The organism is Pandoraea sp. LA3, from assembly GCF_022696215.1.
Classification (GTDB): domain Bacteria; phylum Pseudomonadota; class Gammaproteobacteria; order Burkholderiales; family Burkholderiaceae; genus Pandoraea; species Pandoraea capi.
Genome location: NZ_PTPY01000030.1, coordinates 124,451 through 148,423, shown reverse-complemented (window position 1 = coordinate 148,423; position 23,973 = coordinate 124,451). Strand labels below are relative to the sequence as shown.

Genomic DNA, 23,973 nt, shown 5'->3' with positions numbered 1-23,973 from the left:
GCATCGTCGCCAAAAGCGACGGGCGAACGGCACCGGACCGGTTCAATAGCAAGTGCAGTGGAGACCCAGATGGCAGTCATGGAACAAAACGCGGCAAAGCCGCAGGGAGGCGCCTTCAGCGATGGCGTGCGCCTGTATGTGTGGGCAATCGTGATCCTCGTGATCGCGGAGCTGATCGGTGCGATCAGCATCACTGCCGGTCACGGCAAGATCGTGTTGTTGCCGATGGTCTGGGCGTTGCTGCTCGGCGCGGCGTTGGGCCTGTCGCAATCGCGTTTGCCGCGTTTCGCGCAGATCGATCTGTCGATGCAGCACAAGGCGGCGGCCATTCTGCAACCGGCGCTGCTGCTGTTCGTCGCCAAGCTGGGCTTGCTCGTGGGCGGCTCGCTGCCCAAGCTCGTGGCTGCCGGCTGGGCGCTGGTGTTCCAGGAGTTCGGCCACTTCGTGGGCACGATCATTCTGGGCCTGCCGGTCGCGCTGATGCTCGGTATCAAGCGTGAAGCCATCGGTGCGACCTTCTCGGTCGGCCGTGAGCCGAGCCTCGCCATCATCGGTGAAAAGTACGGCTTCGATTCGCCGGAAGGCCGTGGCGTGCTGGCCGAGTACCTGACGGGCACGATCTTCGGTGCCGTGTTCATCTCGCTGTTCGCGGGCTTCGTCGCCAGCCTGAACCTGTTCCATCCGCACTCGCTCGCCATGGGCGCCGGTGTGGGCTCGGGTTCGATGATGGCCGCCGCTGCCGGTGCCATCGCTGCCCAGCAGACGCCGGAAGTCGCCAAGGAAGTGGCGACGTTCGCTGCCGCTTCGAACCTGATCACGACGACCATCGGTACGTACTTCACGCTGTTCATCTCGCTGCCGCTCGCCGTGTGGGGCTATCGCGTGATGGAGCCCGTGCTGGGCCGCATGAGCAAGCGCGGCCGCGCCAACGCCGAAGCCGCTGCCGTGGCCGACGCAGACGCCGCCAAGGAACTGAAGCAAGCCAGCAAGGCCCACACCGTCGAAATGAACTTCGGTGCGCGTCTGTTCGCCTGGGTCTTCTCGGGTGCGCTGGCGCTGGTCGGTAACAGCATGGCCTTCAAGACGCCGTTCCTCGACGGCGTGCCGGGCATGCTGATCATCATCGCGGCCGTGATCGTCGGCGAAGCGCTGTACTTCATCACGCGCCGCAAGGTGCCGGCCGTGTGCTGGGTGTCGCTGATCGCGATGTTCCTGACCTCGCCTGCCTTCCCGTTCGCCCCGGTCGTCGAGCAGTTCACGGGCAAGATCAACTTCCTGTCGCTCGTCACGCCGATGCTGACGTACGCAGGCCTGTCGGTCGCCAAGGACGTGCCTGCCTTCCGTCGTCTGGGCTGGCGCATCGTGGTCGTGTCGTTCCTCGCGAATGCCGGTACGTTCCTCGGTGCCGCGATCATTGCCGAATTCTTCCACGTGTAATGCGTGATCGCGGCGGCGTGACGGTGACAGGTCGCGCACGCCGCAGAGATCGGTGTCGATACGTAGGTGAATGACGCCCGCCGGACCGGTGGGAGGCTGAAAAACGAAGGGCTGGATCCTGTAACGAACAGGCTCCGGCCCTTTTCGTTTGGCTTATCACGAGTTGTCGAAAGCCACGCCGGCGGCAGTCGAACAATTGCGCGGCGAGATGGTGGCGTGGGGCGTGTTGCACCGCCGCTTTCACGATGCGCTGGTCAGCGCCGCCGGATCGGACTGGCTCGCGCGTTTTCGCGAGACGCTGGCCGCGCAGTCGGAGCGCTATCGCAAACTGGCGGTGGTGCGCCCGGATGGGCCGCGCGATGTCGATGGGGAGCATCGGGGACTGATGGACGCCGTGCTCGCGCGTGACGCCGATCGCTGCGCCGTCCTCATCGAGGCGCACTTCCGTGCCACGACGCAGACCGTGACGCTGGCGTTCGAGAAGCGCGAGGGCGCGGCGACGTGAATCCCATCACACTGACCTTCGATAACGGTCCGACCAAGGACGTCACGCCGTACGTGCTCGATGTGCTCGCCCGGTACGACATCCGCAGCACGTTCTTCGTGCTCGGGCGAAACCTGATGGATGCACCGAACCGGGCGCTGATGCTGCGCGCGGCAGACGAGGGGCACTGGATCGGCAATCACACGTACATGCACGACGTGCCGCTCGGGCTGAGCACGGATCCGGACGCGCCCGAGCGTGAGATCGGCCGCACGCAGGCGTTGATCGGCGACGCGGCGCATCCAGACAGGTTTTTCCGCCCATTCGGCGGGGGTGGCGAATTGGGGCCGTTGCTGTTCAACCCGCTGGCGGTCGACTACCTGCGTCGGCATCGATACTCCTGCGTGCTGTGGAATTCGATTCCGCGTGACTGGAACGATCCGGACGGTTGGGTCGCGACCGCGCTGCGGCAATGTGCGCAGGAAGACTGGGCGCTTACCGTGCTGCACGACATTGCGTCGGGGGCGATGCGTCGTCTCGAGACCTTCATTCAGAAAGCGCTGGACGCCGGTCACACGTTCCGACAGGAATTTCCACGAGCGTGTGTCCCGATGCTTCGGGGCACCCCTGTGCGCTCCATGCGCGCCTTGATTTCGCAGTCGTAGCGTCGTGGGGCGAGAACACTCCCCTTCGCTTGCCATGACTGCTTAACGTCATCGAGGACTCGTTATCCCCATCCCTCTGCCTGGGATCCCCTGGCCGCGCAGCACGCGGTGAACACGCAGCACAGACATCACGGAAATACGTCAATGACCCCGCATCAAGCCACCCCGCAAGGCGTTATCGTGACGCCAGAGGAAGCCAAGGCCATCAAGCCTTTCGGACTCGATATGCAGATCCTGCTGAGTTCCGAGGCGACCGCCGGCAAGCTCTCCGTCATCATTGCCTGTCACAAACCCGGCGAAGGCCCGCCGCCTCATCTGCACCACAGTCAGGACGAATGCTTCTACATCGTGGAGGGCACTTACGAACTGAGCGCCGGGGACGTGACCCGCACGGTGGGCGCGGGCACGGTTGTCTACCTGCCGCGCGGCGTGGTCCACAGCTTCCGGAACGTGGGGGATACCCCGGCGCGGATGCTCGACTGGACGCTGCCGGGCGGTCAGGATCGCTACTTTGAAGAGATTGCCGCGCTGGCCGGGACGAGCTTCACCGGGGAGCAGGTCAAGGCGATCAGCGAGCGGCACGACACGAATTTCCCGGCGGCAGCGTCGGGTGCCGATCGTCATTGACGATGAGGTGAAGGACGAGCCTTACCGTCAATAGGAAAGCCCCCGCGGCGGTATCGACCGGCGCGGGGGCTTTTTCGTGGCGGTGAGGGACGTGACGGCGCGACCGCTTACGGTTTCGTCGTCGCGGCGTCGGCCTGCGCACGGTCGTGGTAGTACCGGCGGAAGAAGCTGCGAATTTCGGCCGGCGAGAGCTTGCCGTCGTGGTTGACGTCGATTTCGTTGAAATGCTGGTAGAGGAACGGTTCCGATGCGGCGGCTTCATCGCGGCTCAGGTAGCCGTCGCCGTCCTTGTCGGCTGCCTTGAAGTAGCGCTCGAACGTGGCGCGACGCGCCTGCAACTGGCTGCGTTGATAGGCCGACCATTCGTTGCGATCGATCTTGCCGTCGTGGTTGGTGTCGATGGCGTCGAACGACCGTTGCAGGTACAGGCCCAGCGCGGCGTTCTGATCGGCGGCGTCGCCGTAATCAGGACCATTCACCGGACCACCCATAGGCGGTGGCGGCGGCGCTGGCGTTGTCGGCACGACGCCATTGATGGGGGGCGCCGACTGCGCAAAGCTGGGCATGGCGGCCAGCGACAGCACGGCGGCGCCGGCGCACAGCGCCACGGCGGCGAGGGCCCGGCGTGCATGGCGTCGCGTCTTGAGGGTATGAAGCGTTCGTTGGCGAACGATGTCTCGGGATGTCATGTCTCGCTTCTCCTTATCAGCGGCGACGGCGGTCGTCGGTGATCACGTTGCCGATCACGCCGCCGACGACGGCACCGCCGACGGTCGTACCGAGGTCGCCGCCGGAAATCAGGGCGCCGCCGAGTGCGCCGACACCGGCACCCACGGCGGTATTACGCGATTCGCGCGGTGTCATGCCGCCGCATCCGGCAAGCGTGCCGATCAGCGCGGCACCGACCAGTATCGGGGCCGCCGAGCGGGAGAGGCGCGAGAGGCGGGAAACACGCGAGACCCATCGTTGTGTGGTTTTCATGACGTATGGCTCCTTCAACGGGGCAAGGCGCCCCAGGTGTCGGCAGGCCGTCAGGTACCTCGTGGCATCGCAGCAGCGGAGCACGTGGGACGACAGCGGACTGCCGTTTCGTTAATCGTTCGTTCAATTGGCCGTTGCCGACCCATTTTCCGGCACCCCTACCCCGGTGGCAGGGTTCGACTCGCGATAAGCCGGGGGTGGGGGCGGCGGCGGATAGGGACGGCCCTGTGCATCGGTCGGATAGGGGCGGCCATAGGCGTCAGTCGGCGGATAAGGGCGCCCGTAAGCATCCGTGTTCGGCACAGGAGCCTGCGGCGCTGCGTAGGGACTGCATGCCGAACCCGGCGCATAAGGCGGCGGCCCGCAGTTCGGCTGGTACGCAGGATTCGTACTATCCGGTCCTCGATACGGCAGGCGAGGTTGCGGCGGCGCTTCGTACGCACAGCCGGCCAGCGTGAGGACGACGGCTGCCAGTCCGATTGCCGAGGACACCTTCGCAATGCGTGTCTTCGAGACGTGTACCGGCATCGTGTCAAGCGCTTGTTCAACGTTTCTTCTCATCATGACCTCCTTGCGAGAGCGGTGTTGATCCCCGCCCGTCGTCATCATGGATTGACCGTAGTTGGACGCAAATTGCGGCATTTGGATCGGTCGATCTTGTAAATCTTTGTAATTGCTTTTGGATGCGCCGTATCGCGGGCGTTTGCGGTCGATGGGTATCGCACATGCCATCGAATAAATGAGATGGAGTCCGAATCAATGTAGGAACTCTCTGACGGACGTTGCCTACACGACCCTGCAAACAATGAGGCCAGAAGATATTGCGATCCCACAATCGGGACAGATGGCTTTCATGAATTCAGGTACGCATAGTGCGTACTCGTGAATAGACGGGTTCGCAGGGTGTCCAGGTATCCGCGTTCATATACGACGGCGGCTACGATATGGCACACGTCGCAGCACCGGAAAAACATGACATCAGAATTGTTCGATTTTGAAATATCTTGCCGCTAACCCCTTTGTAGAAGGTGCCGCGCGCCGTTGTGCGCGGAATCTGCGCCAGGACGGCGCATTACGCGATGTCTGTCATCGCAGATCACGTTGCGTGCGTTGAAATATCGGGAAAGTCCGGGGGAGTGTTTGCGCTTAGTTTTCGCCGCAAGCTGCGTTTGCGCTGGCATACTGTGCGCGCTGACACTCGGTATCGGCGCTGGTAGCAGTTGAGAATTTACGATCGAGGTGCCCGGCCTATCCGGGCAGGCTCACATATGCCACAAGTCAAGAAAGAAGACATCCGTCTCGCCATTCTCGAAGCATCGCATGCCCTGTTTCTCGAAAAAGGGTATGTCGACACCACAATGGTGCAGATCGCCAAGCGCGCCGGCATTTCGCACGCGAACATCTACAGCTACTTCACCGCGAAGCTGCAAGTCTTCTTCTGCGTCTACGAGAAATGGTTCAAGGCGCGTATTTCCGCACTGGAAACCGAAGTGATGTCGGCGCACGGCGCGCATGCCCGCATGCGCACGCTGCTCGCCGGCCTGCTCGTCGAGACGCCGCGACTCGATAACGGGTTTTCGCACAATCTGGTGCAGGCGCTGGCGACCGTCAGCCCGGGAGATCCGTACGATCCGTCATTGCTTCAGTGGTTTCGGGAGCGTCTGTCGGCCATGCTGGCGGCCAGTGCGCCGAGTCTCGCGCGCGACAGCGTACGCCGGGCGCGTCTCATCGACATGCTCGTGCTGACCTTCGACGGCTGTCTCGTCAACTATCACGTGAACCCGGCGTCGTTGCCGGACGTTGCCATGCTCGAAGAGTACGTGGCGGCGTTTCTCAGCGCAGAGCCTGCGGAAGCGGCATCGGTGCCGCAGGCGATGGACCCGGTGAGCGCGTCCGGTTCTGCTGCGGCGGCCTGACGGGACGCCGATGCGATCACTCCCCTGGACAGCGCTCAACCTCGGACGAAAGCTCAAGTTTCACCAGCTTCAGGTCTTTGACCGCGTGTTGGAGACGGGCTCGCTCGTGCGCGCTGCGAACGAAACCGGCCTCACCCAGCCGGCGGTGAGCAAGATCGTGCATGAGTTGGAGGCCTGCTTTGAAGGGCCGCTTTTCGTGCGCAGCAATCGCGGCATGCAGCCCACGGAACTCGGCGAATTGCTCGGCCACCGCGTGAAATCGCTCATGGCCGAATTGCGATACCTGACGGACGAGGTGAATGCGTTCAGCGCAGGCACCAGCGGTCACGTGATCGTCGGCACACTCATCTCGGCTGCCGCCGACCTGCTGCCGCGTACCATCGCCATGCTCAAGGAGCGCACGCCAGGCGTGCTCGTCACCGTGCGCGAGGCCACCACGGCGCAACTGTTCCCGGCGCTGGCCAGTGGCGATCTGGACATCGTCGTGGGGCGTTTGCCCGAGCGTTCGCTGCCGGTGGCCAACGCCTTTGCGCTGACGCATGAAATTCTCTTTAACGAATCGCTCAGCGTGATCGGGGGCAAGCGCCACTGGTCGCATTTTCCCGAGCGTGTGCCGCTTGCCGAACTGCGTGAGCAGGCGTGGATTCTGCCGGTGCCGGAATCGCCCTCGCGACTGGCGGCGGAACGACTGTTCCACGACGCGGGTCTCGCGTTGCCCGAAGATGTCGTGGAGTCGCTGTCCGTGCTCACGAATATCGGCCTGATGCTCGAGACGCCTCGGGTGGCGCTGATGCCGCGCGCGGCCGCTACGCCGTTCGTGGAGTCGGGGCTGCTGCGGGTGCTGGCCGACACCATGCCGGGCAGCTTTGGCGACGTCGGCTATTCGCTGCGCTCGGACAAGTCGCCGAGCCCGGCCTGTGCCCGGTTCGTGGCGTGTCTGCGCGAGGCTTGCGGTCTGAAGCCATAACGCCCGACGCACATCTCTATTGATGTAAAGAAAGGGGGCGTACCGACGGATCGGTACGCCCCTTTTCAACGTGGCCGGCGCATGAACCAGGCCACGGTCCTTCCCCCCACCCAAAAGCGATTCAGAGACGCGCCAGCGACGAAACCAACCCCGGGTTCTGTTGCACGAGCCGGATCAGGCAGGCCGCCTGAGCGTTCGGACGCGCGCGCCCTTGCTCCCAGTTCTCGAGCGTGCGGGGATTGGTGCGCAGGTAATGCGCGAAGACATTGCGCGACATGCCGAGGTGCTTTCGCAGCGCGAGCAACTCGTCGGGAAACACTTCCAGTTTGGGAAGTGGCGTGCGCGGCAACTCCTTGATGTTGAGCGGAAGATCCGCAGGAAGACCGTTCTTGACGTGCGCCGGCTCGGCCGGTGGCGGTGCACCGGTGTCCTGTGAAAGCAGCCAGCGGAAGGGATTCGAAGGCGTGTTCGAGTAAGCCATAGTCCTGACCGGTGTCGTGAGTTGTTGATCGGGAGCGCTTGCAAAGTCAATCAAGCGGAGCCGATTGCACCACATAGTTTTGCTGGGTGCTTTCACAAAACACTCCCGATTTTTGCGTCTGACACCTATCGAGCACTACGCACCTCGTGGAGTCGAGGTGCCGTAGAGTGTACGCAGAAATGTGGCTTACACCGTCTGGCAGGCGTATCAGACGCCCAGATAAGCCTGCAATTCGGGCAGCGACCGGCGCAGCTTCGATGAGTCGCCCTGCCACGCCACACGGCCCTTGTCGACGATGTAGTGCTGGTCGCCAAGCTCCAGCATCGGCGCCAGATTCTTGTCGATGCAGAGAATCGACAGGCCGCTGCCTTTAAGTTGCTTCAGGCACTGCCAGATTTCACCGCGAATGAGCGGCGCGAGGCCTTCCGTCGCTTCGTCGAGAATGAGTAATTTCGGATTCGTCATCAAGGCGCGGCCGATGGCGAGCATTTGCTGCTCGCCGCCGGACAGATTGCTGCCGAGATTTTTCTCACGCTCGCGCAGGCGCGGGAACAGGCCGTAGATGCGTTCGAGCGTCCACGGCGAACTCGCACCGTGACGGTTGCCTGCCGTGGCGACGAGGTTCTCGCGCACCGTCAGCGTCGGGAAAATCTGCCGCCCCTCGGGCACCAGCCCCATGCCGGCGCGCGCGATGCGATGCGAAGGGCTCGCGTGCACCGGCTGACCGTCGAACACGATCTCGCCGCGCGCGGGACGCATCAGCCCCGTCATCGATTTGACGGTAGTCGACTTGCCCATGCCATTGCGCCCGAGCAGCGTGACGAACGCGCCGCGCTCGATTTCCAGATGCATGCCGAACAGCGCCTGACTCGCGCCGTAATAGGACTCGACGCCGGATAAAGACAACAAGGTGCTCATGCCGTCGCTCCCAGCATTTCGTTGCGGGTTTCGTCCCCGAGATAGGCTTCGCGCACGCCCGCATCGTTGCGGATGGTGTCGGCGGTGCCGCATGCGATGGCGCGTCCGTAGACGAGTACGGTGATGCGGTCGGCCAGTGCGAACACGGCGTCCATGTCGTGTTCCACGAGCACGATCGCGTAATCGCCCTTGAGATCGGCGAGCAGATGCGTCATCTGTTCGGACTCGGCTTGCGACATGCCTGCCATCGGCTCGTCGAGCAGCAGCAGTTTCGGCTGCCCCGCGAGCGCCATCGCGAGTTCCAGTTGACGATGCTCGCCGTGCGCCAGCGCGCTGGCCGGCACGTTCATGCGTGCGGCCAGACCGGTGCGCGCGAGAATCTCCCGAGCCGGCTCGACGAGCGCGGCTTCGCGAATGGCCGGACGCCAGAACCCGAAACTGTGCCCCTGCATCGCCTGCACGGCCACGAGCACGTTCTCCAGCGCGGTGAACTCGCGGAACACCGACGTGATCTGGTACGAGCGTGCCAGCCCCGAGCGGGCGCGTTGCTCGATGGGCATGGACGTGATGTCCTGCCCGTCGAAATGAATGCTGCCTTCGTCGGAGCGAAGCTCGCCGGCCAGTTGGCCGATGAGCGTGCTCTTGCCCGCGCCGTTCGGCCCGATGATGGCGTGCAGCTCACCCGGCGCGACGTCGAGACAGAAGTGATCGGTGGCCGTCAGACCGCCGTAGCGTTTGACCAGTTGGTCGACACGAAGCAGGCTCATGCTTTGCCCTCCACGGTGCGCGCACGGCGCGAGAGGCGCACTTGCAGGTCGCCGAGCAGCCCGTAGAGGCCGCGACGCGAGACGAGCACGGCCACGACGATGAGCGGCCCGAAGACAATCATCCAGTGCTCCGTCATGCCCTTGAGCCATTCCTCGATCAACAGCATGGCGGTGCTGCCCAGTACCGGCCCGAAGAAGGAACCCAGCCCGCCGAGCACCACCATCACGATCAGTTCGCCCGATGCCGTCCACGCCATATAGGCGGGGGAGACGAAGTGCGTCAGGTTGGCGTACAGCATGCCGGCGACGCCGCAGACCATGGCGCTGATGACGTAGGCGACGAGCTTGTAGCGCAGCGTCGGGTAGCCGAGTGCGCGCATGCGACGGTCGTTCTGACGGGCGCCGCGAATCACCATGCCGAAGCGGGCTTCGACCAGCCGGCGTCCGGCCCACACGCACAGGCAAAGCACGGCGAATGCAACGTAGTACAGCACTGCCGGGTCGTCCAGCGAGACGCTGCCGAAGCGGCTACCCGCCGACACCGGCAGGCCGTCGTCGCCACCGTATTGTTTCAGGCTGACGGCGAGGAAGTAGAACATCTGCGCGAACGCCAGCGTGATCATGATGAAGGCGATGCCGGTCGTGCGCAGCGAGAGCAGGCCCGTGACGGCGCCGACGATCGCACACAGCAGCAGCGTCGCACCGAGATGAACGAACCCGTTGTCGATGCCGTGAAAGCTCATGATGCCCACGACATAAGCGCCGAGGCCGAGATACAGCGCATGGCCGAAGCTGACCATGCCGCCGTAGCCGAGAATCAGATCGAGCGAGACGGCCGCGATCGCGAATACGACGATGCGCCCGAAGAGCGTGAGGAAGAACGGTTGCTGGGCAAACGTCGCGTAAATGGGCACCAGCGCCAGCAGAACCAGCAGCAGTATCGGCACGGCGGTGCGTAGATTGAGTTTCATTTCCATCGTTTCCATCGTCAGCCGTGTAGTCACCCGTGTTTGACCGGGAAGAGCCCTTGCGGACGTACGGCGAGCACAGCCGCCATCACCAGGTAAATCAGCATCGACGCGAGCGCGGGGCCGGCGGTGTCCGCCGTGCTGCGCTCCATCAGGCTGCGCAGCAGCGTGGGCAGTGCGGTGCGGCCCACGGTGTCGACCACGCCCACGATGAGTGCGGCAAGAAACGCCCCGCGTACCGACCCGATGCCGCCGATCACGATCACGACCATCGTCAGAATCAGGATCGGCTCGCCCATGCCCGGCTGCACCGACAGAATCGGGCCGGCCATGAGCCCGGCGATACCGGCGAGAATGGCGCCCAGACCGAACAGCAGCGAGTTGAGCAGCACGATGTTCACGCCGAGCGCGCCGACCATCTGACGATGGGTGGAGCCCGCGCGAATCAGCATGCCGATGCGCGTGCGGTGAATCAGCAGATAGCAGCCAAGCGCGACGACGAGGCCCACGACGATGATGAGAAAGCGATACGCCGGGTAATCGAGGCCGAAGAGACTGACGGTGCCGGAGAGCCAGTCGGGCACTTCCATGTAGTACGGCGACGGCCCCCAGATGATGCGGGCCAGTTCGTTGAAGAACAGGATCAGCCCGAAGGTGGCGAGCACCTGATCGAGGTGGTCGCGGTCATAGAGCGTCTTGAGGGCGACGAGCTCGACGAGCAGCCCGAGCACCAGCATCGCGGGAACGATGGCAAGCGCAGCCAGCGCGAACGATCCGGTGTGGTTGTAGACGGTGGCCGCGATGAACGCGCCCATCATGTAGAGCGAGCCGTGCGCGAGGTTCACGAAGTTCATGATGCCGAACACGAGCGTGAGCCCGGCGGCCATCAGGAACAGCAGAACCCCCAGTTGCAGCCCGTTCAGGCACTGCATGATGAAGAGGGTGAGGCTCATGTCGACTCCCCTGCCAGGCCCATCTGACGGAAGATGGCCTGCGTGAGCGGGCGAGACACATCGTTCAGCGTGAGCACGATGTCGAAGTGATTGGTCCCTGGCATCGGCACATACTCGCCGTCGAAACCTTTGTCACGCCACGCGGCGAGATAGTCGTCGGACTGGCGCTTGAACTCGGCCGTTTCGGTCTCGCCGTAGGACACGACGATCGGGCAGCCCTGTGCCGGCAACTGGAAGTGGGGGCTGTTACGGCGCGCATCGTCGGCGGAGAGCTTCATCCATTCGTTGATGTGCGTGAACGGAATCGGCGTGAGATCGAACAGACCGGACAGCGGGGCGGCCCCGGCAATCACGTTCTCGGGCACGCCATACCCGGCATGCCAGCCCGTCGCGAGCAGCATGCCCACGAGATGACCGCCGGCGGAACTGCCGCACACGTGAATGCGGCTCGGGTCGCCGTGATGTTCGCCGATGTGGCGATGCACCCAGGCCAGCGCACGCCGCGTCTGATCGACGATGGTGTCGAGCGATGCACCGGGGGCGAGCGAATAGTTGATGGTGACGACCGTGGCGCCGGCCTGCGTGAAAGCGGGCGCCATATTGCTCGAATCGCTCTTGTTCAGGGCGCGCCAGTAGCCGCCGTGAACGAAGAAGAACACCGGGGCGCCGGGCGTGGGCGCGGGGAAGATGTCGAGCGTTTCGTCGGGGTGATCCCCGTAGGCGACGTCGAGGACACAGGGCACGGTGGCGCGCGCATGCGCGCTGCGCTCGGCGTATTGCGTCAGGATGTCGAGCACGTTGGGGGTGGTGGCGCGAGCGTTGTACTGAACGTCCAGCTCGGCGTCGTCGAAATTGCGGTAGCGCTTCATAAAACCTCGATGGTGCTCAAAGACAGCGGGGGCAGGCCGCCCCCGCTCGGCAAGTCCGCCGATTGACAACGTTACGAACGGATCTTGCACATCGACGCCAGATTGGCGCGCGTCTTGATATCGATCTTTCCCTTGTTCGCGAACGCAGCACCGCTGCTGTCCTTCACGACGTCCACCCGATAGAACGGGGCGATGGGGAACTGGTTGCTCGCGAACTTGAACGACCCGCGCACCGACTGGAAGTCGGCGGCCTTGAGTGCAGCACGCAGCGCTTCGCGATCGGCCACGCTGCCCTTGGTCTTGGCGAGGGCCGAGTCGATCAGGTTGGCGGCGTCGTACGACTGCGCGGCGTACATCGACGGCACGCGGTTGTACTTCTTCTGGAAGGCCGCGACGAACTGCTTGTTCTGCGCGTTGTCGAGGTCGGGCGAATACGGCGCGCTGGTAATGCTGCCGACCGCCTGTTCCTTCAGGGCGGGCAGGGTCGAGCCGTCGATGGTCGACACGGAGATCAGCGGAATCTTGCCGAGCAGGCCGGCCTGACGGTACTGCTTGACGAAATTCACGCCCATGCCGCCGGGGTAGAACACGTAGACGGCGTCGGGCTTGGCGGCCTGCAACTGGGCGATTTCGGCCGAGTAGTCCGGCTGGTTGACCTGCGTGTAGACCTCATCGACGATCTGGCCCTTGAAGTCGCGCTTGAAGCCGTTCACGGCGTCGCGTCCGGCCTGATAGTTCGGGGCCATCACGTACATCTTCTTGTAGCCCAGATCGGTCGAGAGCTGACCGCCGGCTTCGTGCAGTTCGTCGTTGTCCCACGACGTCGAGAAGAAGTTCGGCGAGCACTGCTCACCCGCGATCGGCGCCGGGCCGGCGTTCGAGCCGACCATCACCACGCCCGCGTTCGTCACGTTCTTGTGGATCGCCATCATGACGTTCGAGAACGTCACGCCGGTGATGAGCTGGACCTTGTCGCGCTCCACCAGTTTTTGCGCCGCCTGCACGCCGACGTCCGGCTTGAGCTGGTCGTCTTCCTTGATCACCTGCACCGGCACGCCACCGAGCTTGCCGCCCTTTTGCTCGATGGCGAGCATGAAGGCGTCGTACTGATCCTGGCCGAGCGCGCCGCCCGGGCCGGACAGCGTGCCGATGAAGCCGATCTTCACCTGGGCCTGCGCACCGCCCGATGCGAACATCGCCGCTGCGGCAGCGATGGCGCCCAGAACAGCGATGGCTTTGCGTTGCGTGGTCTTCGTTCCCGTCATCATGGTCTCCAAACTATGAATTCAAGCACCGTCTATCTGCGGACTCGCGCCGGGATACCTGACCGCTTCTTCACGTCGGTCATCGTTGGCCAGGCGCGTCAGACTATGTCAAAACCTACAGAATTGTTTAAGCATCAAGTATTTCATCGCCCAGCCTAAACGACGCCTTTTGCGTAGGCAAGCGTTTTTAAAAACACTCCGGGAAAGCCCCAGTTACAGGCCGAAGAATTCAATGGCGTTCCCAGCGAGAATGCGGTGCCGGCCGGCGTCGTCCAGCCCCGGCTGATCGGCGACCAGACGGCCGATGTCCTGTTCGCCGAGGGGGAACGGGTGGTCGGAGCCGAGCATGATGCGTTCCACGCCCATCGTGTCGACGAGCAGACGCAGCGCGCGCGGGTCGAACACGGCGCTATCGACGTAGAACCGGTCCAGATAGTGCGAGGGCGGGTGCGGGCTGTCGGCGCGCACGATGTCGCGGCAATGCCAGGCGTTCTCGGCACGGCCCAGCAGGTACGGGAAGGCGCCGCCGCCGTGGGCGAAGCACAGCTTGAGCGAGCGGGGCAGCCGTTCGAACGCGCCGGAGAGGATCAGCGACAGGATGGAGAGCTGCGTCTCGGCGGGCATGGCGACGAGCCACGGCATCATCCACTTCTTCATGCGGCCGTCGGTCATCATGTCCCACGGGTGCACGAGCACCGGGATATGTTCGTTGCCGCAGTGCCGCAAAAACGCGACGAGTTGTTCGTCATCCAGATCTTTTTCGCCCAGATGGTTGCCGATCTGCACGCCCACATGACCGGTGGCCTTGGCGCGCGACGCCTCGGCGCAGGCCAGGTCGAGGTCTTGCAGCGGCACTTGCGCCATGGCTTTCAGACGCTCGGGGGCGTAGGCGCAATGTTCCAGCGCGAGGTCGTTCATGCGCTGCACCCAGTCCATGACGGCGTGGCCGTCGTAGCGGTAGCCGAACATGATCGGCGTGGCGCAGACGACTTGCAGGTCTACGCCATGGCGGTCGAGTTCTTCGACGCGCAGCGCGGGATCCCACAGCGCGCGGTAGACCGGGCGGAAGGCGCGGTTGTCGAGCATGATGTTGCCGGTCTCGCCGCCTTCGTCGATACGCAGCCATGGGGCGGTGGCGGCGTCGAGGCGGGCCGCTTCTTCCTGCGTGATGCGCGGGAAGAAGTGGGCGTGCATGTCGATTTTCTTCATGACGTGACGTGTGATGTGCTGAGTGCTGCTGTGGTTATCGTTCAAGGGCGGGGGGCAGCGTGGATCATGCCGACGCCGGGGTTCTGGGTTGTGCCGCGCGGCCCGGGTGGATCTCGCCGCAACCGGGGCATCGGCGCAGCGATTCGTCGCCGTAGAACGCTTCGAACAGCGGCGGCAGATCGGTCACGATGCTCTTGAGCTGAACTTCCACGCGATGCACCTGCGTGCCGCAGTTCAGGCAGTACCACTCGAAGCCGTCGAGCAGACCCGCCGGGCGCTGACGCTCGATCACGAGACACAGGCTGCCTTCCTCCGGCCGCTGCGGCGAGTGGCGCACGTGCGGCGGCAGCAGGAAGATGTCGCCCTCCTTGAGGTCGACGCGTTCGGCCCGCCCGTCGATCCACAGATTGACCCAGGCGTTGCCCTTGAACTGATAGAAAAACTCTTCGAGCGGATCGTCGTGGTAATCGGTGCGATGGTTCGGTCCGCCCACGACCGTCACGATGAAGTCGCTGTCCTGCCAGACCTGCTGATTGCCCACGGGCGGTTTGAGCAGATGCGCGTGATCGTCGATCCAGCGCTGGAAATTGAAAGGCTTGCCATACGTCAACATGCTGTCTCCCGGGTCATGCCGCTTCAGAGGTATGGGTGTCGGTATCGTTATCGGTATCGATGGCGCGTCGAGCGTCTAGTGACGTTACCGTGCGCGCGGCGCGTAGGCCACGCATTTGATTTCGATGAGCAGCAACGGGTGCGGCAACTGATGCACGGCGACCGTCGTGCGCGTGGGGCCATTCTCGTCGAAGTACTCGCCGTACACCTCGTTATAGCCGCCGAAGTCGTTCATGTTCACGAGGAACGAACCGACTTCGACGACGTCGGCCAGCGTAGCGCCTTCGCTCGCGAGAATGTCGCGAATGTTCTCGATCACGGCGCGCGTCTGCTCGCGGATGTCGAGTTGCGTGACGCCCAGCGCATCGACCTGTGCGCCGGCGTAGGAGTTATCGGGGCGGCGCGAGCTGGTGCCCGAGACGAACAGGAAGTCGCCTGCGCGCTTGATGTGCGGAAACTTGCCGCGCGGCTTGGCTTTGCCTTCGACGACCCGGGCCTGCGTGTTCTGGTTTTGCGAAGTGTGCATGGTTCAGAGCTTGATGCAGATGTTGGTGATTTCGGAATAGAAGTCGAGCGAGTGACGCCCGCCTTCCCGGCCCAGCCCGGAGAGCTTCACGCCGCCGAACGGCGTGCGCAGGTCGCGCAGGAACCACGTGTTGACCCACACCAGCCCGGTCTGGAACTGACGCGCCACCCGATGCGCACGCGACAGGTTCGTCGTCCACACGCAGCCGGCCAGACCATAGTCGCTATCGTTCACGCGGCGAATCACTTCGTCTTCGCTGTCGAACGGCGCCACGTGGCACACCGGGCCGAAGATCTCTTCACGCACGCAGCGAGCGGTATCCGGCAGGCCGGTCCACACCGTCGGCTGCACGAAAGCGCCTTCGTCGCGGACATCGCCGAAGCTCGGCACGCCGCCGCCGGTCACGACCGTCGCCCCTTCTTCGTCGGCCAGACGATAGTAAGAGAGCACCTTCTCGCGATGCTTGCGGGAAACGAGCGGACCCATTTGCACGCCGTCGGCGTCGGGGGCGTCGATACGCAGGGCGGCGGCTCGCCTGGCCAACTCGGCGACGAACCGGTCGAAGATCGGACGTTCGACATAGACACGCTCCGAGCACAGGCAGACCTGTCCGGCGTTGGTGAACGACGAGCGCACCACGCCGTCGACAGCCTTCTCGAAATCGGCGTCGGCGAACACGACGGCGGCGTTCTTGCCGCCGAGTTCGAACGAGATTTCCTTCACGCCGTCGGCGACCGCTTTCATGATGGCGCTGCCCGTGCGGGATTCCCCGGTAAAGGTGATGGCGGCCACGTCCGGGTGCCGGGTCAGGAATTCGCCGGCGGAGTCCGGGCCGAAGCCGTGCACGAGGTTGAAGACGCCGGGCGGCACGCCGGCGGCGTCCATGACTTCGGCGAGCAGCGTGGCGGACGACGGGGTTTCCTCCGACGGCTTGGCGACCACGCAATTCCCCATCGCCAAAGCCGGGGCGACTTTCCACGTGAAGAGCAGCAGCGGCAGGTTCCACGGCGAGATGATGCCGATCACGCCGAGCGGTTTGCGGGTGACGTAGTTCATGACGTCGCCGCCGTCGGCGGCGCGCATCTCGTACATTTCGCTGCCGGCGGTCTTGATCAGGTCCGCGAACATGCGGAAGTTGGCGATGCCCCGGGCGATGTCCAGCGTGCGGGCCTGCTCCACGGGACGGCCGGTATCGGCGACTTCAGCGGCGACGAAGTCGTCGAAGCGCGCCTGAATGCCGTCGGCGATGCGGTGCAGCACCGCGGCGCGCTCGGCGGGCGTGGTCTTGCCCCAGGGGCCGTCGTGCAGCGCTCGGCGGGCGGCGCGCACGGCGCGGTCGACGGTGGCGGCGTCGGCTTCGCAGACCTTCGCGACGAGCCGCCCGTCCACCGGGCTGAGGTTATCGAACTGACGGTCGGTGGCGACGAAGGCGCCATCCACGTAATGCCGCAGCAGCGGCGCAGTCGCAAGGCTCACGAGGTCTCCTGGAGCTGAGTGTCTTGTGGGGCGGCATAGGTCGGCGGCGGCGAACGCCACGGCATGACCGCCGGATGTCCACAAGTCTAGGCATCCGTCGATATAAAAAATAATGAAATGTGCGGGATCGTGTATTCCGGAATGGAATAGCAGCGTTGGCGGGGCGGCGACGCAGGCTCAGGCGAACCGTTGGGTGGTGCGCGTTTCGGGGGATATCTCGCCCGATGACTGGGACTACGCCATGACTTGCATCGACCGTGATTCGAAATCCGAAAGGCGGCTGACGTCTCTTAAAGTGATGTGCCGCATTGCGACCAAGATGGAATCTCCCTTACCCGATGGAGAGCCATCATGATTGAGAGTTCAACGCATGCCCCCATGATCGCCGCACCGATCGATCCGACGCTACCGACGGCGCAGGCTCAGGACAATCGTCCAGGACACTTCGCGAGCACCTTCGACGGTGCCCGACTTCAGGCGCCGCAGGTGTCGACGCGCAACGCATGGCAGGATTTCGACGAAAACTGGTTGCCGTCGGATGACATCAAATGGGACGATCGTCTCGCCAGCGCGCCGTTGGGCCGTGCGCAAGGGCAGAACAGCACGCACGCGACGTTTTCATTGCAAGGCAACGCCAGGCTCGCCGTTGAGCTCTGGACTGGCGCGGCACGTTCGGAGGCGTATCCATCGTCTCTCAATGGTGTGCCTGGCGCGGGGGTGGCCTCCGCGCCGACGGCTCCAGGCGTTTCCTATGCGGCAAGCACGGGCGTTCGACCGGGGCCGATGCAATCGTGGCAACGGCCGGTCGACAGGGCGGATGGGGGCGACCCGTTCAGAGCGTGCTCGTCCAAAGTCGACCTGAAGTCGCAGCCGCCGCAAACGCGCAGTATTTTCGACAGCATTCTCAATCAGATCATCGGCGGGGCAACCAAGGGCAAGCTGATCGTGAAGGACGGCGTGCTGCAAGGCGCGCGTCAGGCGACGATCCCGGCGGCGGGCATGCTTGAGTCCGTGCCCTCAGGCGGCAACCTGATCGATGAGTGGTCAAGGACCGCTCAGAATGGCGACGCCGCCTGGAATGCCTTCATGAATGAGAAAGTCGCGGCGGCCCTCGACTCGGTGCGACCTTATGTCACCGCCGGTCTCATGTCGGAATTTGTCGGGAAACTGCGATTACTGCCCGACGCCGACAAACTGCCTGCGCTCAAGTGCATTCTTAAAGACTCGGCGCGCAAGGGTGTCGACGCGGTGCAGGGCTGGGCGGACGAGATCGAATCGTTCTTCCCGGAAGACCAGCGAGACGCGTTGAAGTCGCTGCTTCGTGACTACAAGATCATCGCGTGATATCAAGATCGCCGTGGCGTGATGCGGCAACGCCAGCGCAGTGACGGTTGACATCGTCCATGCGCTGGCCGGTAGTGTCGCGTTAGTGCAGCGCTAATGCCGCGTTAGTGTCGCATTAGTGCCGCATTAGTGCCGCATTAGTGCCGCATTAGTGCCGCATTAGTGCCGCGGATCGTGACTGACCCTGGCCCTGGCTTCCCGCAGTTCGCGCGGGTCGCGTTCCTTGCCGATGGCTGCGGGCGGCAGGTCCGTGTCGAGGCACTCGACCAGATGGGCATTGAGCGTCGCGGCGAGACCTTCGCCGCCCCGACGCATCACATAGTTGTGATTCCAGCGGAACAGCGGGCGGGCGAGCGGCGCGAGCTTGTTCATCCATTCCCGCTTGGTGTGGACGTCCCACGCATACCGAACGACGGTAATCGAGCCTTCCGTATCGAAACGCCAGACACCGGTGCCTTCGGCTTCGCCGGTGGCGACGGTGCGCACTTCGCGCATCGGATCGATATGCGTGACGCGGGTCTCGATGGTGAGCGAGTAGGGGAGCGCGCCGTGCCACGTCAGTTGGCGCACGGCGCCGACGCCATCGGCGTCGCCGGCATCGAGCGTACGGACGTCTCGCACGCACGGCCACCAGCGCGCCCAGTGGTCGACATCGCGCAGGGTGTCCCAGACTTCGTCTAGCGGCGCCGTGAGCCGCCACAAGGTGAGGAAGTGATAGTCGTTCATGGCCTTTCCCGGTCGTGAATGGAAGGGGCTGCCGTGATATCCCCCCCGTTGGAGCCGTTGCGAGGGGGGAATTTCAGTATAGGCGGCATCCTGCCCGTTCGTTGGGATGACGCTTCACCTGCCCGGGCCACGTTCCGAAAGCCGAAGCCGTGCAGCCGTCTCTTAAAGTGGTGTGACGTATCGCGACCAAGATGGAATCTCCACCCACCCGATGGAGAGCCATCATGATGAAGATTGATATCCCCACGATTCAAACGCCCCCGCTGCTCGTCGAAACACCCCCCCAAGCTCAAGCATCGAATCCGGAAGGTTTCGCGCAAACGTTTTCCGGCGCCGAGCAACGTTCAGCACCGCCCAAGATGTGTCCGTACGACGACTTCGACGATTTCATGGAGTGGTTCGGAGGCGGTGGTGACTACGTCGATCCCGACAAGCTCGGCTATCCCTATGCCTCGCGACCTGATGCAATTCGCGGCGATCAGGCGGTCCGAGGCGTATTCACAGTGCAAGGCAATGCAACGCTGCGTCTGGAAGTCACTTCGGGCGCACCACAGCCCCATCGACTCCACAATCGCAACATCGGTCAACCCGTGACAATGGCTGCGGCAGCGCCCGTTGGCCATTCCTATACCGCGGGTAGCGGCGCCCTGCGCAACACGCGCTCGCAGTACGTCGCGTTTCAGGCGCCAGCCGCCGGTCAGGTCCGGCGGGCACCGCTCGCTCCTGAGATGGCGAGTGCATGGAGGCAGGCCGTATCCGCGGGCGACGACGCATGGCGTACCTTCGTCAACGACTATGTCGCCGAGGTCGCAAAAGACAACAATGTGGGCGATCTGGACTATGTCAAGCTGGTGGTGCTGGGGCAGTTCGTCAGGAGCTTGTCATGTCTCAGGTCAGAGGAGGTCGTGCCGGCGTTGCGATGCATCCTGAATGACAAGCCTCACGGTGTCCCTGTCGTTCAGGAGCACGCGTCGATAATCAATCAATTCGTCCCAGGCGAACGCCTCGGTGAAGTCATGATGCTGCTAGTGGAGTACGACGTCACCGATTCTGAGTTACGTACGGCGCGAGCCTCCGTCGGCGAGTCCGTACGCCGGCCGGCAACACGGTCACCGCATTGAAGCCCGGACGCCTGCCCGGCGAGCCGGCGGATAAGACCGCAGCGTCTTCTCAACAACCCCCCGCCGTGTAATCGCGGGTATCCGTCGGGGGGATGGGCGACGCATCGCCAGCGCCCCCCCCCGACGGCGCCATCTCGCGTACCCTCCATCCAATTCATCGCCGGATATCGGCTGATTCAGCGAACCTCACACCTGCGAGGGGGGCGGTGCACCTGTGTACCGCCTTATCCCACCGACCGTTGTGCGTGCGCATCGACGAGTTTCCTGTCACGAATTCATCACAAAGCCTCCATACAATCCCTAAATGAAAACGTTTTCGTAAACGTTTACATTTGCGTAAAATCCGTCAACGTCAAAAATGACGGTCCAGACAAGAGGAGCGGGGTGTGGCTGATATTCGGGATGTGGCACAGCGTGCAGGATGTTCGATCGCGACCGTGTCGCGCGCGCTCAATTCGCCGCATCTCGTGCGTCCCGAGACGCTTGCCAAGGTGCATGCGGCGGCCGCCGAGCTGAAATTCCGTCCCAACGCCCTCGGCCGTCAACTGCGCGGCGAACGCACCGGCCTGATCGGCGTCATGCTGCCCACGCTCGGCAACCCGGTGTTTGCCGACTGCCTCGAAGGCATTGAGGCGGCCATCGACGGGACCGGGCACCGCCTGCTGCTCGTCACCACCCAATACGATCCCGAGCGCGAGCGCAATGCCATCGAAACCCTGCTGCAACAGCGGGTGGACGGTCTGCTGCTCACCCTCGCCGATGCCGAACACAGCGCGCTCATCGACGATCTCGCCGCCGAAGGGGTGGCCTGCCAACTCGTCTACAACGACGCGCCGGACCGTCCATGTGTCTCCGTCGATAACCGTGCTGCGGCAGCGCAGGGTGTTGCCATGCTGATCGAGGCAGGGCATCGCGACATCGTCATGGTGACGGGGGCGCTGCACGCTTCGGACCGTGCCAAGCGTCGCTATCTCGGCTATGGGGACGCCATGCAAGCCGCCGGCCTCACGCCGCTGCCGGCCTTCGAAATCGATTTCAACAGCGGGGCACGCGGTGAGCGGGTTCGCGAGTGGCTGGCGCAGCGCGAGCGCGACGGCGCGCGTCCCACGGCCCTGTTCTGCTCCAACGATCTGCTCGCCCTCGGCGTGATGCGTGCGCTGCGCGAAGCCGGCCTGCGCGTACCGGACGATATCTCTGTGCTCGGCTTCGACGGCCTCGCCGTGGGCGAACTGCTTTCACCCACGCTCGCCACGGTCGTGCAACCGAGCGTGGACATCGGACGTCACGCCGCGCAACGTCTGCTCGCGCAGATCGACGGACGGGTGGGCGCCGCTGGCGTGAGCGCCCCGCATGATGCGGCGCTCAGCCACGCGCTGATCCTGCCGCACGAAGTGCGCCGGGGCGGCACGGTGGCGTCGCCGCCGGGCAAGCGCGAGTGACGCCGTCGCAGGGCGCAGGCGGCAGAGAAGCGCCGCAACGATTTTGAAGCATCGAAGTGAATAGCAAGAAAGCAGCAAGAAAGCAGCAAGAAAGCAGCAAGAAAGCAGCAAGAAAGCAGCAAGAAAGCAGCAAGAAATAGCAGCAAGAAAGCAGCAAGAAAGCAAGGAAGCGGCCGACGACTGACTCCGTCAAGAGAGCGCAGCGACGGCCAAGGCAATCAGGCATCCGGCCGCAAGGCCCGTATCAGACAGTCGGACAATCCCGGACTGTAGAGAACGCAACCTGAGGCAGCCATGTGCTGCCCACGCTCAGACTTTCAGGAGCCCAGAAATGAAGCTTTGGATCACCCGCGCCGCTCGCACGCTGGCGTTGTTCACCTTGCTCGGCGCTGGCGCCGCGCATGCCCAGCAGACCGCGATCTGCTACAACTGCCCGCCGGAATGGGCGGACTGGGCCGGACAGGTCAAGTCGATTGCGCAGGACACCGGTATCCGCGTGCCGCTCGACAACAAGAACTCGGGCCAGGCGGTTGCACAATTGATCGCCGAACAGAAGGCGCCGGTCGCCGACATCGTCTATCTGGGCATCACCTCGGCCATCGAAGCCGCGAAGAAGGGCCTGCTCGCGCCGTACAAGCCGGCTAACTGGGATCAGGTGCCGGCCAACCTGAAGGATCCGAACGGCATGTGGACGACCATCCACTCGGGCACGGTCGGCTTCTTCGTGAACCGCGACGCCCTGGAAGGCAAGCCGGTGCCGCGTTCGTGGGCCGACCTGCTCAAGCCGGAATACAAGGGCATGGTGGGTTATCTGGACCCGAGCAGCGCGTTCGCCGGCTACGCCGCCGCGATTGCCGCCAACCAGGCGCTCGGCGGTTCGATGGACAACTTCGGCCCGGCCATCAGCTTCTTCCAGAAGCTCAAGGCCAACGCCCCGATCGTGCCGAAGCAAACGGCCTACGCGCGCGTGCTCTCGGGTGAGATTCCTATCCTGATCGACTTCGATTTCAACGCCTACCGCGCCATCTACAAGGACCGCGCCAACGTGCAGTTCGTGATTCCGATGGAAGGCTCGGTGTCGCTGCCGTACGTGATCGCGCTCGTAAAGAACGCGCCGCATAGCGACAACGGCAAGAAGGTGATCGACTACACGCTGTCCGACAAGGGGCAGGCGCACTGGGCGCAAGCGTTCCTGCGTCCGGTGCGTGCCAGCACCATGCCGGCTGACGTGGCTGCCAAGTTCCTGCCGTCGACCGACTACGCTCGCGTGAAGCCCGTCGACCTGCAAAAGCTCGCCGCGCAGCAGGACGCGTTCGGTCAGCAGTACCTGAAGAACGTGCGCTAAGACATCTGCGTACGGTAACGACCAACGAGGAAGAGGAGCAAAGCAAGCGATGCGTGACCTGACTTTGCCGCGCGGCTGGCGCGTGGCACTTCTGCTACCGGCACTGGCGGTCTTTCTGGCGTTCTGGCTGTTGCCGATGGCCGCACTTGTGCAGGTCAGCGGCGACGGTCACGCGTTCGAGACTTATCGCGCGATTCTCACCAACGCGCGTTATCTCGACAGCCTCTGGCAGACCGTGGTGCTCTCAGCACTCGTCACTCTGGCCACTCTGGCGCTATCGCTTGTGGCGGGCCTCTTCCTCACCCGTCATGACTTTCCGGGGAAATCGGCACTCGTGTCGATGCTTACCCTGCCGCTGGCGTTCCCCGGCGTGGTGGTCGGTTTCATGGTCATCATGCTCGCGGGACGCCAGGGTCTGATCGGTGACCTGACGTTGAAGCTCGTCGGTCACAAGCTCGTGTTTGCGTACTCGCTCGCCGGGCTGTTTCTCGGTTACCTGTATTTCTCGATTCCGCGTGTGATTCTGGCCGTGATGGCCGCGGCGGAATCGCTCGATCATTCGCTCACGGAAGCGGCGGCCTCGCTGGGCGCCGGTCCGTTTGCCATCGCGCGCGACGTCACGCTGCCCGCGCTCGCCCCCGCGCTGATCGCCTCGGGCGCGATGTGTTTCGCGACCTCGGTCGGTGCGTTCGGCACGGCCTTCACGCTGGCTACCGACATCGACGTGCTGCCGATGACCATCTACACCGAGTTCACGCTCAACGCCAATGTGGCGACGGCGGCGGCACTCTCGGTGATTCTCGGCATCGTCACCTGGGCGGTGCTGATGCTGGCCCGCAATTTCACTGGGCAGGCTGTCGCCGCCGGAGGTTGATCC

The 23,973-nt window shown here is 63.9% G+C and carries 26 protein-coding genes; 11 read left to right on the top strand and 15 right to left on the bottom strand.

Features of this window, described 5'->3' with window-relative positions; genetic code table 11:
• Positions 1-69: 69 nt before the first annotated feature.
• From C5N93_RS10755 to C5N93_RS10740, 4 genes are all read left to right on the top strand, one after another.
• Positions 70-1,437: a DUF3100 domain-containing protein gene (locus C5N93_RS10755; protein WP_139133398.1), complete on the top strand. Its 1,368-nt coding sequence runs from the start codon at positions 70-72 to the stop codon at positions 1,435-1,437.
• Positions 1,438-1,585: 148 nt separating this feature from the next.
• Positions 1,586-1,942, top strand: coding sequence for an FCD domain-containing protein (locus tag C5N93_RS10750; protein WP_242559254.1), 357 nt, complete (start codon positions 1,586-1,588; stop codon positions 1,940-1,942).
• A complete protein-coding gene (locus C5N93_RS10745) occupies positions 1,939-2,586 on the top strand; it encodes a polysaccharide deacetylase family protein (RefSeq protein ID WP_242559253.1) in 648 nt (215 codons plus the stop codon). The genes C5N93_RS10750 and C5N93_RS10745 overlap by 4 nt, the downstream gene beginning before the upstream one ends.
• Positions 2,587-2,730: 144 nt before the next feature.
• Positions 2,731-3,213, top strand: coding sequence for a cupin domain-containing protein (locus C5N93_RS10740; protein WP_242559252.1), 483 nt, complete (start codon positions 2,731-2,733; stop codon positions 3,211-3,213).
• Between the two features lie 107 nt (positions 3,214-3,320).
• Here the strand turns inward: C5N93_RS10740 and C5N93_RS10735 are convergent, their stop codons facing one another.
• From C5N93_RS10735 to C5N93_RS10725, 3 genes are all read right to left on the bottom strand, one after another.
• Positions 3,321-3,902: an EF-hand domain-containing protein gene (locus C5N93_RS10735; RefSeq protein WP_242559251.1), complete on the bottom strand. Its 582-nt coding sequence runs from the start codon at positions 3,900-3,902 to the stop codon at positions 3,321-3,323.
• Between the two features lie 16 nt (positions 3,903-3,918).
• The gene (locus C5N93_RS10730; RefSeq protein ID WP_083254285.1) at positions 3,919-4,194 is read right to left on the bottom strand and encodes a glycine zipper 2TM domain-containing protein; all 276 of its coding nucleotides are present in this window, start codon (positions 4,192-4,194) and stop codon (positions 3,919-3,921) included.
• 123 nt (positions 4,195-4,317) lie between these two features.
• A complete protein-coding gene (locus tag C5N93_RS10725; protein ID WP_242559250.1) occupies positions 4,318-4,755 on the bottom strand; it encodes a hypothetical protein in 438 nt (145 codons plus the stop codon).
• Between the two features lie 707 nt (positions 4,756-5,462).
• Here C5N93_RS10725 and C5N93_RS10720 point away from each other — a divergent pair.
• Complete coding sequence (locus tag C5N93_RS10720) at positions 5,463-6,110, top strand: TetR/AcrR family transcriptional regulator (RefSeq protein WP_242559249.1); 648 nt, start codon at positions 5,463-5,465, stop codon at positions 6,108-6,110.
• Between the two features lie 10 nt (positions 6,111-6,120).
• Entirely contained in the window at positions 6,121-7,077 is a 957-nt protein-coding gene (locus C5N93_RS10715; RefSeq protein ID WP_069344745.1) for a LysR substrate-binding domain-containing protein, read from the top strand.
• Between the two features lie 121 nt (positions 7,078-7,198).
• Here C5N93_RS10715 and C5N93_RS10710 read toward each other — a convergent pair whose 3' ends face one another.
• The 11 genes from C5N93_RS10710 to C5N93_RS10660 form a co-directional block, all read right to left on the bottom strand.
• Positions 7,199-7,558, bottom strand: coding sequence for a hypothetical protein (locus tag C5N93_RS10710; protein WP_017234237.1), 360 nt, complete (start codon positions 7,556-7,558; stop codon positions 7,199-7,201).
• Between the two features lie 207 nt (positions 7,559-7,765).
• Positions 7,766-8,476: an ABC transporter ATP-binding protein gene (locus C5N93_RS10705; protein ID WP_069344746.1), complete on the bottom strand. Its 711-nt coding sequence runs from the start codon at positions 8,474-8,476 to the stop codon at positions 7,766-7,768.
• Positions 8,473-9,243 (bottom strand): ABC transporter ATP-binding protein, encoded by a 771-nt coding sequence (locus tag C5N93_RS10700; RefSeq protein WP_150721203.1) that lies wholly within the window; start codon positions 9,241-9,243, stop codon positions 8,473-8,475. The genes C5N93_RS10705 and C5N93_RS10700 overlap by 4 nt, the downstream gene beginning before the upstream one ends.
• Entirely contained in the window at positions 9,240-10,214 is a 975-nt protein-coding gene (locus tag C5N93_RS10695; protein WP_242559248.1) for a branched-chain amino acid ABC transporter permease, read from the bottom strand. The genes C5N93_RS10700 and C5N93_RS10695 overlap by 4 nt, the downstream gene beginning before the upstream one ends.
• Before the next feature lie 29 nt (positions 10,215-10,243).
• Positions 10,244-11,164, bottom strand: coding sequence for a branched-chain amino acid ABC transporter permease (locus C5N93_RS10690; protein ID WP_242559247.1), 921 nt, complete (start codon positions 11,162-11,164; stop codon positions 10,244-10,246).
• Entirely contained in the window at positions 11,161-12,033 is an 873-nt protein-coding gene (locus tag C5N93_RS10685) for an alpha/beta hydrolase (protein ID WP_150721201.1), read from the bottom strand. The genes C5N93_RS10690 and C5N93_RS10685 overlap by 4 nt, the downstream gene beginning before the upstream one ends.
• A gap of 71 nt (positions 12,034-12,104) precedes the next feature.
• A complete protein-coding gene (locus C5N93_RS10680; protein WP_069344750.1) occupies positions 12,105-13,298 on the bottom strand; it encodes an ABC transporter substrate-binding protein in 1,194 nt (397 codons plus the stop codon).
• Positions 13,299-13,511: 213 nt separating this feature from the next.
• Positions 13,512-14,507, bottom strand: coding sequence for an amidohydrolase family protein (locus C5N93_RS10675; protein WP_242559246.1), 996 nt, complete (start codon positions 14,505-14,507; stop codon positions 13,512-13,514).
• Positions 14,508-14,571: 64 nt separating this feature from the next.
• Entirely contained in the window at positions 14,572-15,120 is a 549-nt protein-coding gene (locus tag C5N93_RS10670) for a 3-hydroxyanthranilate 3,4-dioxygenase (RefSeq protein ID WP_242559245.1), read from the bottom strand.
• A gap of 84 nt (positions 15,121-15,204) precedes the next feature.
• Positions 15,205-15,645: a RidA family protein gene (locus C5N93_RS10665; protein WP_242559244.1), complete on the bottom strand. Its 441-nt coding sequence runs from the start codon at positions 15,643-15,645 to the stop codon at positions 15,205-15,207.
• Between the two features lie 3 nt (positions 15,646-15,648).
• Positions 15,649-17,121 carry a 2-hydroxymuconic semialdehyde dehydrogenase gene (locus C5N93_RS10660; protein ID WP_242559243.1) on the bottom strand — a complete coding sequence of 491 codons (1,473 nt, stop codon included), beginning with the start codon at positions 17,119-17,121 and terminating at the stop codon, positions 15,649-15,651.
• A 351-nt stretch (positions 17,122-17,472) separates the two neighbouring features.
• Between C5N93_RS10660 and C5N93_RS10655 the strand changes: the two genes are divergently transcribed.
• Positions 17,473-18,465, top strand: a complete 993-nt coding sequence (locus C5N93_RS10655; protein WP_242559242.1) for a hypothetical protein — start codon at positions 17,473-17,475, stop codon at positions 18,463-18,465.
• Between the two features lie 159 nt (positions 18,466-18,624).
• Here the strand turns inward: C5N93_RS10655 and C5N93_RS10650 are convergent, their stop codons facing one another.
• Positions 18,625-19,191, bottom strand: coding sequence for an SRPBCC family protein (locus tag C5N93_RS10650; RefSeq protein WP_242559241.1), 567 nt, complete (start codon positions 19,189-19,191; stop codon positions 18,625-18,627).
• 224 nt (positions 19,192-19,415) lie between these two features.
• On the opposite strand from C5N93_RS10650, the gene C5N93_RS10645 reads away from it, so the two are divergent.
• The 4 genes from C5N93_RS10645 to C5N93_RS10630 all read left to right on the top strand — a co-directional run bounded on the left by C5N93_RS10645 (position 19,416) and on the right by C5N93_RS10630 (position 23,970).
• Positions 19,416-20,312 (top strand): hypothetical protein, encoded by an 897-nt coding sequence (locus C5N93_RS10645; protein ID WP_242559240.1) that lies wholly within the window; start codon positions 19,416-19,418, stop codon positions 20,310-20,312.
• A gap of 386 nt (positions 20,313-20,698) precedes the next feature.
• Positions 20,699-21,751 carry a LacI family DNA-binding transcriptional regulator gene (locus C5N93_RS10640; RefSeq protein ID WP_242559239.1) on the top strand — a complete coding sequence of 351 codons (1,053 nt, stop codon included), beginning with the start codon at positions 20,699-20,701 and terminating at the stop codon, positions 21,749-21,751.
• Positions 21,752-22,082: 331 nt separating this feature from the next.
• Positions 22,083-23,096: an extracellular solute-binding protein gene (locus C5N93_RS10635; RefSeq protein WP_150721192.1), complete on the top strand. Its 1,014-nt coding sequence runs from the start codon at positions 22,083-22,085 to the stop codon at positions 23,094-23,096.
• Between the two features lie 49 nt (positions 23,097-23,145).
• The gene (locus tag C5N93_RS10630) at positions 23,146-23,970 is read left to right on the top strand and encodes an ABC transporter permease (RefSeq protein ID WP_069344760.1); all 825 of its coding nucleotides are present in this window, start codon (positions 23,146-23,148) and stop codon (positions 23,968-23,970) included.
• Positions 23,971-23,973 lie beyond the last annotated feature (3 nt).